Raw genomic sequence first — 13,473 nt, 5'->3', positions numbered from 1 at the left:
GAGGCCTCAGCGCGCGCTGCGCACGTCATCCCACCGGGGCGCCGGCACGCCGGCGTCACCGGCGGCCTGCAGCACCGCGTCCACCGCGCCGCGCAAGCGGGCGGCAGCCAGGGTCGCCGCCGCCTGTTGCGCCAGGTTCTCGAACAGTTCCAGGTCCAGTTCCGTCAGGAGGGGGCCGGCGCGGCGGCTGTCGACGTAGATCGCACCCAGGCATTCGGTATTGATGGTCAGCGGCACGCAGGCGATCGCGCGGATCCCGCCGAACTGCACGCTGGGTCGTGCGCCCAGCCAGGGCGAGTCGCTCGTGTCGCAGCAGATCACGCTGCGCCGGCTTTCCAGGCAGCGCTCCACGGCGCCGGCGCTGCCGCCGAAATTCGGGCGTGCCAGTTCAGTCGGACCGATGCCCTGGCACACCCGGACGCGAAGCACGGCGTCATCGCCCCGATACACGACGAAACCGCGTTCCATGCCCGACAGTTCCAGTGCCGCCTGGAGGGTCTGGCGCAGCAGGGTCTCGATATCGCTGGCGCGGCGCAATTGCTGCACCAGCGACTGCGATGTGACACGCCGGCCCTGCAGGTGCGCCTGGAACGACGCCGCTTCGTTCTGGCTCAGCGGCTCGAACCAGCAGTAGACATCGCCGATCGCAAACCAGGTTGGTCCGTCCAGCCCCGCCTGCAGCACCAGGTGTCCGCCGGCGCGCAGGCCGTTGCGGCTGCCGGTATCGGCGATCCGCCACTGATTCTCGGTGAACTGGATTTCGGCGTGAAAGCGCGAAACGGAAAAATGGTCAATGCACAGTTCGCACTCGGTGGCGCGGCCTACGCGGTAGATCCGTCCGGCATCCAGCAGCCGGATGATGACCGCATGGTCGGGGGGATAGGCACTGAATTGCGCCTGCATCGAAGCTCCCGTCAATGGCGTGGAACGCGCAACCCACCGGGCCGCCCTGGGCATTCCCTGTGCCGGAGTGTACTGGTGGAATGGCCCCTTGGGAGGCGCCCGGACATGGACATTTGTCGCGAACCGCCGCTGGCGATCGCGACCATCGCCACCTTGCGGCTATTGCAGGCGCAGCAGGCTGAAACGCAGCGAATTGGCCTGCCCGTCGATATCGCCGGCGTCATTGACCAGGTCGCGTTCGGCGCGCCAGAGGTTGTCCATGCCCAGGCCTGCCTCGGCGTGTACGGTATCGAGCAGGTCGTCGACGCCGGCGATGGCCGCGGTGTAGTTGAGCAGGGCCAGTTGCAGGCCGATGTCGTCGATGATGGCCAGGAGCTCCAGCCGCAGCACGTCGTCAAGTGAGGCAGCCAGGATGCGGGTTTCCAGCGCGGCCAGCTTGGCGGTGGCGATCACCGCGACGCCCAGGCCGGGAAGGCCCACGTACTCGGGCCGCGGATCATTGACCACGAGGAACTGCGAGAAGCCACCGCTGCGCCCGCGGGAGCGGACGCTGCCATTGAGGATCTCGGAGCTGACGTCCGCGAACGCGCCAGCGAGGGGGCCTTGTACAGGCGGTATGGCGTGCCGGCGGCGTAGGTCAGGTGATGGGTATGGATCTCCAGCGTATAGGCGTTGCGAAATGCGAGATTGCCGCTGCCGCTTTCAGCGCCATCGAAGCTGCTGGCGAACAGGCGCGGCAGATTGACCGGCTCCACCGTGATCATCACGGGAAACGCCGATTCGACGAACGTGCCCAGCGGCAGGCGCGACTGCAGTGCCGGATCTGTCGGGTTGACCAGCTGTGCCGTGAGATTGAGGCTCTGGGGTGTCAGGTTTTGCGGCGTATCAAAGGTGATGGTGACGTCCGCATCGAATCCGGCGCCGCCATCGGGAACGTGCACGGTCGCGTTCGCCACATTGCCGTTGATCACCACCACCACCTGGCCCCAGGCGCAGCCGCTGGCCAGGATCAGCGCGAAGGCGATCCGGAACAGGTGTCGACGGAGCTGGACCATCATGCGGAACCCTGATGCGGACCCGGCGTATCCGGCCGCTGGAGCCAATCTACCCGCGCTGGCGTCCGCGGCCTAGCGGTGAAATGTGACGATCGCTGCGGAACGCCCGTTTGGGGGATCTACCGCCGTTCGTCTGGGGGATTTCCCTCAGCGGCGTGGCGCTGCGCTGCCGGGTGCGCCCAGCGCGCCGGCGAGGGTCGGCCATACGGTCTGGAGGATCCGCTCCTGCGCCTTCGCAACGGGGTGGAGACCGTCGTCCTGCATCAGGTCCGGTTCGGTGGCGATGCCTTCGAGCAGAAACGGGACCAGTGGCACATTGAATTCGCGCGCCAAGTCCCGATACATCGCGCGCAGGCCGTCGCGGTATTGCGGCCCGTAGTTGACCGGCAGTTCGATTCCCACCAGTACCGCCCGGGCCTTGGCCTGGCGGACCGTTTCGAGCATCTGCGCGAGATTGGCGCGGACTTCCGCCAGCGGCAGTCCGCGCAGGCCGTCGTTGGCGCCCAGCTCGAGCACGACCACGGCGGGTTTATGGGTGGCGATCAGCTCCGGCAATCGGGCCAGTCCGCCGGCAGTGGTTTCTCCGCTGATGGCGGCGTTGACCACCTGGCGCGGTGGCGTGTGGCCGCGCAGGCGGGTTTCCAGCAGGCTCACCCAGCCGGCTTCACGCGGAATGTTGTAGGCGGCGGACAGGGAATCGCCAAGAACCAGTACCGGCCCGTTATCCGCCGGAGCGGGTTGCGGTGCGGCAAAAGCAATAAATGAAACAATAAATAACAGGGCAGCCAGGAAGCGACGCATGCGGGAACTCGGTGACATCATTCTCAGTGCCAGGGATGTTAGCAAAGTGGTGGATGGGCCCGACGGCTCGCTGCAGATCCTCGACCGCGTCGACGTGAGCGTGCGCCGCGGCGAGAGCCTGGCCATCGTCGGCGCATCCGGATCGGGCAAGACCACCTTGCTCGGCTTGCTGGCGGGGCTGGACCTGCCCACCCGCGGCGAGATCCACCTGGCCGGCCAGCACCTGGGCGGCCTCGACGAAGAAGGCCGCGCCAGCCTGCGGCGGCGCCAGGTGGGCTTCGTGTTCCAGAGCTTTCATCTCCTGCCGGCGCTGTCAGCCGAGGAGAACGTGATGCTGCCGCTCGAGCTGGACGGCGTGGCCGATGCACGCAGCCAGGCGCTGCGGGCGCTTGAGGCAGTCGGACTGGCACAGCGCACGCACCATTTTCCGCACCAGCTGTCGGGCGGTGAGCAACAGCGCGTGGCCATCGCGCGTGCGTTCGTGCACGGCCCCAGCCTGCTGTTTGCCGACGAACCCACCGGCAACCTCGACCAGCGCACCGGCCAGGCCGTGAGTGACCTGCTGTTCGAACTCAATGCCGCCAAGGCCACCACGCTCGTGCTGGTGACGCATGACCTGGTGCTTGCCGAGCGGTGTGGCACGGTGCTGCGCCTGGCGGGCGGTCGCCGCGTGGATGCGGCATGAAGCTCCTGGCCTATTCCTGGCGTGCGCTGGTGCGGGAATTCCGCCACGGCGAGCTGCGCACCCTGGCCGCGGCACTGGTGCTGGCTGTCGCCGCGCTGGCGGCGGTATCCACGCTGGGCGTGCGCGTCGAACGCGCCATTCTTTCGAGTGCGGCCGAGCTGATCGGCGGCGACCTGGGCGTTGCGGCGCGCCGCGCACTGCCGCCCGCATGGCGCGACGAGGCGCTACGCCGGGGATTGCGCACGCAACGCAGCGCGGAATTCCCCAGCGTCGTCTTCGCGGCCGGCAAGAGCCAGCTGGCGCAGATCCTGGCGGTGGATGCGACGTATCCCCTGCGCGGGACGCTGGTCGTACGGGGCGCGGACGGCCTGGAGCACACGGTGGGGAGTCCGCCGTCCGGCGAGGTCTATGCCGACCGCCTGGTGCTGGCGGCGCTCGACGTGGACGTGGGCGGTTCGCTGGAGCTGGCGGGCAGGGCGCTGCGTATTGGCGGTGAAATCCTGCGCCAGCCCGATGGGGGCCAGCTGTTCGCGCTGGCTCCGCGCCTGGTGGTGGCGATGGCCGATGCGGAGTCATCGGGCCTGCTCGGTCCGGGCAGTCGCGTGAGACACAAGCTGATGCTCTCCGGCGAGGCGGCTGCGCTGCAGGGTTTCCAGTCCTGGGTGAAGCCGCAGCTGGCCGACGGCGGCGCGCAGCTGGTGACCGTGGGCGAGGCGCAGCAGAGCCTGCGCACCGCCTTCGAGCGCGCCGAGGCGTTCCTGCGCCTGGCGGCATTGCTCTCGGCGCTGCTGGCGGGCATTGCCGTGGCATTGGCCGCGCAGCGCTACGCCCGGCGCAAGACGGACGAGGTGGCACTGCTGCGCGCACTGGGCGTGGGCAAGCGACGCGTGCTGGCGATCCTCATCCTCACGCTCCTGATGCTGGGCGTGCCCGCCTGCGTGGGAGGCGCCGCGGCCGGGCTGGTTCTTCAGGAAGGGGTGCTGCGCTACGCCGGTGACGTGCTGCCGGGAGCCGCGCCGCCGCTCAGCCTGTTGCCGGCGCTGGGGGCGGTGTCGGTGGGTCTTGCCGTGCTGGTCGGATTCGCCTTGCCGCCGTTGGCGCGTTTGCGCGATGTGCCGCCCATTCGCGTTTTTCAGCGCGCCGTCGGGCTACGGCCGCGCCGGGTGGATGTGCTGTATGCGTTGCCAATAGCGGTCGCACTCGGATTGATCGCCAGTCAGAGCGGCAATGCCCGTATCGCCACGACCATGGCCATCTGCCTGGCCGCCGTGGTGCTGCTGACCCTGGTGCTGGGCACTGCGCTGCTGGCCCTGCTGCGGCGCCTGGCGGCGCGCGCGCCAGGTGCCCTGCGATTCGGGCTGGCAAACCTCTCGCGGCGGCGTGGTCTGAGCCTGATCCAGGCGAGCGCGCTCGCGCTGAGCTTCTCGGCGTTGCTGCTGCTCGCGGTGGTCGGCCCGGGCCTCCTGGCGGCCTGGCGTGCGGACCTTCCGGCAAAAACGCCGGATCATTTCCTGCTCAATCTTCAGCCGGCACAGCGGCCGGCGATCGCCGAGCGCCTGACGGCAGCGAAGGTCGAGAACCTCAACCTCATGCCGCTGGCCGTGGGCAAGCTCGTGGCGATCAACGGCAAGACGCCGCGCGCCGAAGACTACGAGGACCGCCGCGCCGCTGGCTGGATCAACGGGGAAACGCGATTGTCCTGGAGCGCGGAGTTGCCGCCATCCAACAGCGTCGTCGAGGGGCGCTGGTTCGAAGCCGGTGCTACCGAACCGGAAGCATCGATCGACCGCATGTGGGTGGACATGTTCAAGCTGCGCCTGGGCGACAGCATCACGCTGTCGATCGGCGAGCGCACCATCACCGCGCGCGTCGTCAACGTCCGTGACGTCGACTGGACGTCGTTCCGGGTGAACTTCTTCGTGCTGCTCAATCCGGCGGCGGTGCAGGATGTTCCACACAGCCTGCTGGCGAGCTTCTGGCTGCCGCCGGAATCCCGCCTGGCGATGCGCGATCTCACCCGCGCTTTCCCGAATCTCTCCGTCATCGATATCAACGCCATCCTTGACCGGGTGCGCGACCTGATCGACCGGGTCAGCCAGGCGGTAACCGCGGTACTGGGTTTCAGCCTGGCCGCCGGACTGCTGGTGCTGGTGGCGGCGCTCAACGTCAGCGCCGAGGAACGGCGTTTCGAGACCGCCTTGCTGCGCACGCTCGGCGCGCGGCGAGCCCAGCTGGCGTCGGCCGTACTGGGCGAATTCGCCCTGTTGGGCTGTATTGCGGGGCTGATGGGGGCCGGTGGTGCGATCGCAGCGGGCCTGTCGCTCAGTCGCGGTGTGTTCCGCATCGCCTGGACGCCACCGGCCTGGCCCTTCCTCGGCGGACTGGCCGCCGCCGTCGCACTGGTGACCCTGGCCGGCTGGCTGGGCACGCGCCGCATCGCGCAGGCGTCGCCGCTGCTGGTGCTGCGCCGGGAGTAATGGGACACGGCGCACATCCCGCCGCCAAAGCCTTGCCAATGGGCAGCGCCGTGCCTATGGTGCCTACCGTGGCCCGCGGCGCTGTTTCGTGCGGCTGCGTTGCCACGGAGGCCCCATGAACTACGCCGAAAAACGCCGTCATCCGCGTCTGTCCGTCTTCTCGGCGGCGATGCTCGTCTTCGGTGACGACGGTTATCTGAGCGAGGTGAAGGATCTCTCCCAGGGCGGCGCCCGCGTGGCGCTGCCGTGCAACTGGGGCCTGCCCGTCGGTACCGAGTGCCAGCTGTTTCTCATCTTCGACCAGGAAACGGTGATCGGCCTGCGCATCCGCGTGGTGCGCGTGGGCGGCGATGACCTGGGCCTTGAGTTCATGCCGGGGCAGGAGGCGCGCGTCGCCTCGGTGCTCTATGAATCGCGCTTCGTGGAAAACGAGTAGCGCCGCCGCCGCGCCCACGGGCGTGGCCAGATGCCGCATGTTCCCCAAATATCAAGGTGTAGAACGCTGGCAGGCCCGGCCGTTGCGCCGCGCGCGCTTCTCTTGCCGGAAAGTAGGGTAACAAGTTGCTTTGTACGTCTCTCCAGTACGACGCGTGTCGTGGAGCGCGCCGCGGTGGCGGGAGCCGGGCTGTTCCCGCTTCGTTGAAAGCAGTCCAGACGATGATCACTGCACGGAGAGATGCGGTATGGGAAATGCTTGGCTGAAAAAGGGAGCAGGGTGCCTCGCGATGATCGGGGGATGGGTTTCGCTCGACGCGGCAGCCGCGTCGGTATGGGTCCTGGATGGAACCGCCAACGCGGTGCATGAGGCGGAAGTGTGGGTCAATTGCGAGCTCCGGGCGACAACCGATCGCGCTGGCAAAGCGGAGGTCGCGCTGGCCGCCGGGGACCGCATCGTGGTGCGCAAGCGCGTCATCTCGGTGCCGAGCACCAAAGGGTTGCACGACTACGGCTGGGCCTGGAACGTCTGGCACACCAACGTGGTTCAGAACAACGATGGTACGTGGACCGACTGGACCGTGACTGATCCGGCCGCCCAGCAGCAGATCGTGATCAGCCGCCACAACGGCATCATTGGCCTCAATCTGATGGCCAGCATTGCCTATAACGCCAGCCCGCGGAATGTCCGGCAGATCCGTGACGGTTTCGATGGTTCGTCGCGGTTGCTGTTTGACGTGACGGACGGACAGATGGTGCTGGAACGCGTCTCGATTCACGAAGAGGGCTTCGGCCTGGCCAGTGCTGACGTGCAGATCTTTGCGGAGCAGTGGCCGCGGGCGCACGTGGGAGGCAAGGCCGGCCTGCAGGATCCCGCGTCACACATATTCATGCCGGGGCCACATTTCGTTGGTCAGCCCTGGAATTCCTACACCACCAACCTCGCGCTCGTGCACGAGCTGGGGCACTACGCCATCGGCGCGGAAGACGAGTATGGCGTCGGCCCGAGTGGGCGCGCGGCGAAATGTACAGTCGATCGCGAGAAATTCCCGCTGCAGTCGCGCGCCAGCATCATGGACGGCGACGGTACGGAGTTCTGCCACGACGGCAACCACAGCATGGATACGACGCATGGCGGCCGTTTCCACACCTCGGTGTGGGGCACGCTGGTTGCCAACTGGGATGACCACACTCTCGACCTGCGCACGCCGATGAGCCGCGGCACGGTCAATCCGGGACCGACGACCATCCCGTGCATGTTCCGCACGCAGTTCCGCATCGAAGAATCATCGACCGTTTCCTGCCCGCGCTATACCGTCACGACCACCTACAACGGTGCCCGCGAAGCCGGTGTGGAAGCCGCGCTGATCAAGGGCGGTGAGCGTCACCACCTGGGAATAACGAACAAGTATGGCAACCTGCCGTCGACCGCGGCGTTCGACGTCTCGCCGGGCGACCAGATCGACTTCACCAAGACGCTGGCGGGCGGGCCGAGCCACTTTGAGAACCTGGTCGGCAGCACCATCGTGGAGGCCTGCGAAGGCGAGGTTGTCGCGCTGAAACCGTACCGCTGGCACGTTCCCTACTGGATTCCGAAGCTGGACCTTGTCGACAAGCTTATCCGGCTCGAATTCCCGCTTGGGGAGAGCCCGATCGATCGCACGCAGCTGGAGGTGCTGGTCGGCCAGCCGGGTATCGAAAAACACCGCGTCGAGATGCTGGCGGATGAGCAGAACAGGCGTTTTGTCGGGCGGGCTGCCATCGACATGGCGCGGGGCGACCTGCTAGAGATGACGGTTCGGGTCGAGCAGCCGGACAGCCCGCCGCAAGTGCGTTCCAGCCGGATCCAGGCGGCCATGTTCCACCCGCAAGGGCCCGGAACCGGCGTTGGCGGCATGACGCCGCCGGTGGACGCGGTGGACGGATTGTTCAATCTGTTCGCGCCGGGCGGTGAGGTCGGGCTGCAGGTTGATCGCCATTCGCTGGAGCAAGGCGCGGTGGTAACGACGGCAACGACCGTGGCGCCCGTCGCTTTCCCCGGAGGCTGGCATGCCGTCAGTGCTATCGTTTCGATTGCGGCAGACCAGCCTTTGCACGACATCGCCCTGCTGCGTCTACGGTATGAACCGACCAAGGTCTGCCCCCCTGATGTTTGCCCGATCGACCCGGCACAGCCCATCAGTGCCGACGGATTGCGGCTGGTGCGCTTCGACGGCCAGGAATGGCAGGCGCTGTCCACGACGGCGGATGCCGCGCACTACAGTCTGTACGCCGACATTCGTGAATGGGGTATCTACGCGGTGATCGCGCGCGAGCCTTAAACCTTTGCCTGTTTGCCCCGACGAAGGCGGCGCCGCCTTCGTCGGGGCATAGCGTCAGCGCATGCTGAGGAAGTCCTGGCTGCAGACAAAACGCACGGCATCCAGGCGCGGGCGGGCCCGCGGGATGGCGTCGCGCAGCGCCGCCAGTTCGGTTTCCAGTGCGGTGATCTCATCCTCGCGCACACCGGGATTGACGGCACGCAGGGCGGTCAGGCGCGCAATCTCGTTACCGAGGACCGTCGACACCTGCGCCATGGCCGCGGCAATCTCCCGGTCGGCGAGCGCCTGCGCCACCGTTTCGCTGCGTTCCAGCATGGGCGGCACCAGCTGCGCGAGGAACTTGCGATAGCGGTTGAAATCAACGGCGCGATCGGCGGCCTTCTGCACCGATACCGGGTTGGCACGGAAGGCGTCTCGTGACTGCAGCTTGGTGTCGACCACTGTACGCAGCGGCAGTGCCGGCAGGAAGCGCTCGACACCCAGGCTCCGCTGGGCGATGCATTCGAGCACATAGACGGCTTCGAGCAGCACGGTCCGCGGCGGCAAGAAATCGTCGACCAGGAAGGCGGCGTTGCCCTGCTCGCCTTCGAGCAGGAGGTCCAGTGCACCGACCACCATGGGGTGATCCGCGCGCAGCAGCGGCAGGTCTTCCCGGGCCAGCGCGGTGGCGCGGTCAAAGGTGACCTGCTGCGGGCCGTCCTTGAGGCCGGGAAAACCTTCGGTGCTCAGGTACTCCGGATTGAGCACGCAGGTGCGCGGCCCGGTTTCCTCGTGTTCGACGCCGAACTGCTCGAACAGGCGGAGGATGAAGTCTTCCCATTCCAGGTCCGCGTCGCCGGCGGCCAGTGCATGGCGCAGGTGTTCGTCACGGGCTTCGCGGGCGCTGGCCAGTTCCAGCAGGCGGTCGCGGCCGGAGTGGACCAGGCGCGAGAGTTCCTCGTGCGCGGCGCGCGTCTCGGCGATCAGCGAATCGATTTCCTGATCCGGATCGGTGCCTTCGATCGCGTGGGTGGCAGCGCGCTCGGCGAGGTCAGGCCCGAAGCGCTTGTACAGTTCGCGGCCGTCGGCCGGGCTCACGTGCAGGGCATCGAGCCCTTCCTGGTACCAGCGCAACAGCACCTGCTGCGCCGAACCGGCAAACGCGGCGGCGTGCAGCTGGATGTCGTGCTTCTGGCCGATACGGTCGAGGCGGCCGATGCGCTGTTCGAGCAGGTCCGGATCGAGCGGGATGTCCCAGAGAATCAGGTGGTGCGCGAACTGGAAGTTGCGGCCTTCCGATCCGATCTCGGAGCATATGAGCAGGCGTGCGCCTTCCGGATCAGCAAAATACGCGGCATTGCGATCGCGATGGACGATGGACAGCCCCTCGTGGAAGCGAGCGAGGTTGATGCCCGTCTTCGTCCGCACCGCCTCTTCCAGCGCCAGCACCTTGGCCTGGCTGCGGCAGATCAGCAGGAACTTGTCGCGGGGGTATTGCTCCAGCAGTCCCGTCAGCCAGGGAAGGCGCGGATCAGTGGTGTAGTCGTATTCGTGCAGGGTCGGCGGCTGCTGGATATCCGACAGGAATTCGGTGAGCAGGCGCTGGCGTTCGTCTTCACTCAGGTCGGCGGCATCCAGCGTGCGGATATCGGCCACGCGCTGCGGGAATCCGCCCACGACCGCGCGCCGGTTGCGGAACATCACGCGGCCGGTGCCGTGACGGTCGATCAGTGCGTCCAGCAGGGCCGAGGCAATCTCGGGATTGCCGTCGAGCCGGTCGAGGAGCACGCGACTGCTGGCGTCATCGCCCAGGCGCTCGCGCAGCGCGTCTTTCTCCGCCGCGTCCAGCGCGATACCGTCGCCCAGCTTGGCGGCAATGGCCGACAGCGCCAGGTAGCCATCGGCTTCCGCCACATAGCGGGCCAGATCGTGGTAGCGCGCCGGATCGAGCAGTCGAAGGCGCGCGAAGTGGCCGGTACGGCCCAGCTGCTCCGGCGTGGCGGTCAGCAGGATGACACCCGGCGTCACCTCGGCCAGGCGCTCGACCAGTGCGTACTCGCGGCTGGCGCCCTCGGGCGTCCAGGCCAGGTGGTGGGCCTCGTCGACGATGATGAGGTCCCAGCCGGCGGCGCTCACCTGGTCGGCACGCTTGGCGTTGCCGGCCAGGAAGCCGATGTCGGTGATGACCAGCTGTTCATCCTCGAACGGATTGCGGCCGTCGCCGCCCAGCTCGATCGACTCGCAGCGTTCTTCGTCGAAAATCGAGAACTGCAGGTTGAAGCGCCGCAGCAGTTCGACGAACCACTGGTAGACCAGGGGCTCCGGCAACAGCACCAGCACGCGCTCGACCCGGCCGGCGGCCAGCAGGCGCGCCAGCACCATGCCGGCCTCGATCGTCTTGCCCAGGCCGACTTCGTCCGCCAGCAGCACCCGGGGCGGGCGCCGGGACGCGGCGATTTCCGCCACGCGCAGCTGGTGGGGGATGAGGTCGATGCGGGCGGCGGCCAGGCCGTAGTCGGGCGACCGACGCGCGGCGGCCCGGCGCAGCAGGGCTTCCATGCGGAAATCGAAGCGATCAGCGCGGTCCAGGCGGCCCGAGAGCAGGCGCTCGTCGGCTTGGGAAAGGCTCTGGACGTCGTCGAGCTCACCTTCGGTGAGGGTATGGCTGCCGCTGTAGTAGTGCAGCAGGCCCTGGTGCGTCTCGATCCGCTCGATCGTGAAACTATGACCGTTACCGCTGATCTTCTGGCCGACCCGGAACTCTGCGCGCACCAGGGGCGCGGCATGTGCGGCGTAATGCCGCAGGACGCCGGACTTGGCGAACAATACCTGGACGCTGCGGCCCTCCAGCCGTAGTACCGTGCCAAGACCCAGCTCGGGTTCGGCGTTGGAAATCCAGCGTTGTCCGGGAGCGAAAACCATCAGCTGCAGCGTCCTTCGGAAGGGGGGCGCGAATTATCCGCTCCGCCGGGCCCGGAGGGAACCGGCGGGTGCGTCCGGAAGGGTGGCAGACCGCCGGGAAGGGCGGTTTGCCTGGTCCAGACCCGGTATTCCGACGGCGAGGGGTGTTCCGCGAAGGAAGCGCGGGCTTTGGGTCCTGCTGGCAGGATAGTCATCCTTCCGCGACCAGTCGGCGCCGTCTGGTCGCGCATAAAAATATATTTTGACTGTAGTGCGCGTTGTCGCTAAAGTGCGCCCCCGCTGGCGGGCCGCGTTTCGAACACGGTTCTGGAACGAGGCCTTTCAGCAATGTCGCGTCAGGATCGCGCGGCAGAGAAACGGCGATGCCGGCGCGAGACGCGCCACCCGTTTCCCGCAGGTAAGAACGGCGGTTTTCCTGGACATGGATGTCTCCTTGCGAGACTGCGTGTCTGTCGATTACCCGCCGAAGCGGAGTCAGGCACGCTCCCCACTAGCGTGTCGCGACAAGCTTCACCCGCAGCATGGCCACTGCACGTTGCGACCGCCTTCCCCCGAATGCGTTCGCCGCCCCTCCCCGGGCATTCTGCCAGGCCATGCTGACTGGGGGGCTTTTGCCGCTTCGGCGGGTTCCTGTTTCGCTGGCGCGAGTGTGCGCCTTCGGCTTTTGTAGGTTGGTGCTGAGCGAAGCGAAGCCCAACATTGGTGGGCTCATTGGTGTGTTAGGAGGCTTAGAGTTCCTAACAAAACGCCGCGTAGTCTACAATGCGTCAGCCACAAAGAGTTGAGTGCTGACGGATGAGTAAGCTTGAGATCAAGGACGATCTGTGGGACGTGATTCGGCGGCTACTTCCGCCGGAGCCAGATCGCCCGAAAGGTGGTCGGCCAAGAGTGCCGGATCGTGCTGCCATCAACGGCATCGTGTTTGTCCTGAGGACGGGGATTCCATGGGAGCATTTGCCGCTCCGGCTAGGCTATGGATCCGGCATGACCTGCTGGCGACGGCTGCGAGACTGGCAGCAGAGCGGTGTTTGGGATCGATTGCACAAGGAACTGTTGCGGCGGTTGCGTAGCTACGATCAGATCGACATGTCGCGAGTGAGTGTGGATGCAGCGAGTGTTCCTTCCCCCGGGCGGGGAGGAAACCGGTCCAAATCCTACCGATCGAGGAAAGTTGGGGTGCAAAAGGCACGTTGCGGTCGATGCCAGGGGCACGCCGCTCTCGTTCCTCATCAGCGGCGCGAACACGCACGACAGCAAGTGCTTCGAAGCCGTAGTCAATGCGTTACCTGCGGTTGGTGGTCTTCGAGGGCGTCCTCGGCGATGGCCAGACAAGGTTCATGCTGACAAGGGATACGACTACGAACATTGCCGACACGCGTTACGGCACCGTGGAATCGTCCAGCGTATCGCTCGGCGAGGCGTCGAATCTAGCCAGCGACTGGGCAAGCATCGTTGGGTCGTCGAAAGAACGTTTGCTTGGCTCAACCGATTCAAACGCCTTCGCATCCGGTATGAGCGCCGCCCTGAAATCTATCTGGCCTTCGGATTGCTCGCTTGCTCATTGATCTGCTGGCGTGCGATTGAACGGTTTTGTTAGGCACTCTTAAGAGCCAGAGCATTTCGTCTGCTCTCCGGGTATCCGACTTGCTTTTCTTACTTGTATAAAGAATGGATTGCCGACCCGCATGGGGCCCCGGTAAGAGCGGCGCGCATCCTGCGCGCAGAAGCAAAAGCTACGCTATCAGTAGCGATGGTCAACCCGCAGGGTTCACCCGGGGTGAACCTGTGTCAACGCTTGAGAAGGCCGCAAGCGGGTAACGACGGGGCGCCATGCGTGACTACCTGTTCGTTGTGCTTGACCACAAAAAAAGCGGCCCTGCGGCCGCTTTTTTGTT

The 13,473-nt window shown here is 66.5% G+C and carries 8 protein-coding genes and 1 pseudogene; 5 read left to right on the top strand and 4 right to left on the bottom strand.

Going from position 1 to position 13,473, the window contains the following annotated elements:
- Nucleotides 1–6 precede the first annotated feature (6 nt).
- The 3 genes and pseudogenes from N4264_RS22830 to N4264_RS22815 all read right to left on the bottom strand — a co-directional run bounded on the left by N4264_RS22830 (nucleotide 7) and on the right by N4264_RS22815 (nucleotide 2,759).
- Nucleotides 7–903 carry a GAF domain-containing protein gene (locus tag N4264_RS22830; protein WP_261694514.1) on the bottom strand — a complete coding sequence of 299 codons (897 nt, stop codon included), beginning with the start codon at nucleotides 901–903 and terminating at the stop codon, nucleotides 7–9.
- Between the two features lie 159 nt (nucleotides 904–1,062).
- Nucleotides 1,063–1,958 (bottom strand): annotated as a pseudogene (locus N4264_RS22820) (DUF6689 family protein).
- A 147-nt stretch (nucleotides 1,959–2,105) separates the two neighbouring features.
- On the bottom strand, nucleotides 2,106–2,759 hold the full coding sequence (locus tag N4264_RS22815) for an arylesterase (protein ID WP_261694511.1): 654 nt from the start codon (nucleotides 2,757–2,759) through the stop codon (nucleotides 2,106–2,108).
- On the opposite strand from N4264_RS22815, the gene N4264_RS22810 reads away from it, so the two are divergent.
- The 4 genes from N4264_RS22810 to N4264_RS22795 all read left to right on the top strand — a co-directional run bounded on the left by N4264_RS22810 (nucleotide 2,758) and on the right by N4264_RS22795 (nucleotide 8,677).
- Nucleotides 2,758–3,444 carry an ABC transporter ATP-binding protein gene (locus tag N4264_RS22810; RefSeq protein ID WP_261694510.1) on the top strand — a complete coding sequence of 229 codons (687 nt, stop codon included), beginning with the start codon at nucleotides 2,758–2,760 and terminating at the stop codon, nucleotides 3,442–3,444. The genes N4264_RS22815 and N4264_RS22810 overlap by 2 nt on opposite strands.
- Nucleotides 3,441–5,921, top strand: a complete 2,481-nt coding sequence (locus N4264_RS22805) for an ABC transporter permease (RefSeq protein ID WP_261694509.1) — start codon at nucleotides 3,441–3,443, stop codon at nucleotides 5,919–5,921. The genes N4264_RS22810 and N4264_RS22805 overlap by 4 nt, the downstream gene beginning before the upstream one ends.
- A 115-nt stretch (nucleotides 5,922–6,036) precedes the next feature.
- A complete protein-coding gene (locus N4264_RS22800) occupies nucleotides 6,037–6,357 on the top strand; it encodes a PilZ domain-containing protein (RefSeq protein WP_261694508.1) in 321 nt (106 codons plus the stop codon).
- A gap of 289 nt (nucleotides 6,358–6,646) precedes the next feature.
- A complete protein-coding gene (locus N4264_RS22795) occupies nucleotides 6,647–8,677 on the top strand; it encodes a hypothetical protein (RefSeq protein ID WP_261694507.1) in 2,031 nt (676 codons plus the stop codon).
- Nucleotides 8,678–8,731: 54 nt separating this feature from the next.
- On the opposite strand, the gene rapA is transcribed toward N4264_RS22795, so the two are convergent.
- A complete protein-coding gene (gene rapA / locus N4264_RS22790) occupies nucleotides 8,732–11,578 on the bottom strand; it encodes an RNA polymerase-associated protein RapA (protein WP_261694506.1) in 2,847 nt (948 codons plus the stop codon).
- Nucleotides 11,579–12,373: 795 nt separating this feature from the next.
- Here rapA and N4264_RS22785 point away from each other — a divergent pair.
- Nucleotides 12,374–13,175 (top strand): IS5 family transposase gene (locus tag N4264_RS22785; RefSeq protein WP_261694505.1). Its coding sequence is split into 2 segments (ribosomal slippage): nucleotides 12,374–12,702 and nucleotides 12,701–13,175, totalling 804 coding nucleotides; the frame shifts between segments, so codons are not numbered across the junction.
- The last annotated feature ends 298 nt before the right edge of the window (nucleotides 13,176–13,473 follow it).

Source organism: Tahibacter amnicola (assembly GCF_025398735.1).
Taxonomy (GTDB): domain Bacteria; phylum Pseudomonadota; class Gammaproteobacteria; order Xanthomonadales; family Rhodanobacteraceae; genus Tahibacter; species Tahibacter amnicola.
The sequence above is the reverse complement of the archived record's forward strand: the minus strand, read 5'-3'. Positions and strand labels throughout refer to the sequence as shown.

Excerpts from the sequence above, each read along its gene's own strand:
- N4264_RS22810 (WP_261694510.1), top strand. The coding sequence starts at position 2,758 with ATGCGGGAACTCGGTGACATCATTCTCAGTGCCAGGGATGTTAGCAAA.
- N4264_RS22830 (WP_261694514.1), bottom strand. The coding sequence starts at position 903 with ATGCAGGCGCAATTCAGTGCCTATCCCCCCGACCATGCGGTCATCATC.
- N4264_RS22800 (WP_261694508.1), top strand. The coding sequence starts at position 6,037 with ATGAACTACGCCGAAAAACGCCGTCATCCGCGTCTGTCCGTCTTCTCG.
- N4264_RS22815 (WP_261694511.1), bottom strand. The coding sequence starts at position 2,759 with ATGCGTCGCTTCCTGGCTGCCCTGTTATTTATTGTTTCATTTATTGCT.
- N4264_RS22795 (WP_261694507.1), top strand. The coding sequence starts at position 6,647 with ATGATCGGGGGATGGGTTTCGCTCGACGCGGCAGCCGCGTCGGTATGG.
- rapA (WP_261694506.1), bottom strand. The coding sequence starts at position 11,578 with ATGGTTTTCGCTCCCGGACAACGCTGGATTTCCAACGCCGAACCCGAG.
- N4264_RS22805 (WP_261694509.1), top strand. The coding sequence starts at position 3,441 with ATGAAGCTCCTGGCCTATTCCTGGCGTGCGCTGGTGCGGGAATTCCGC.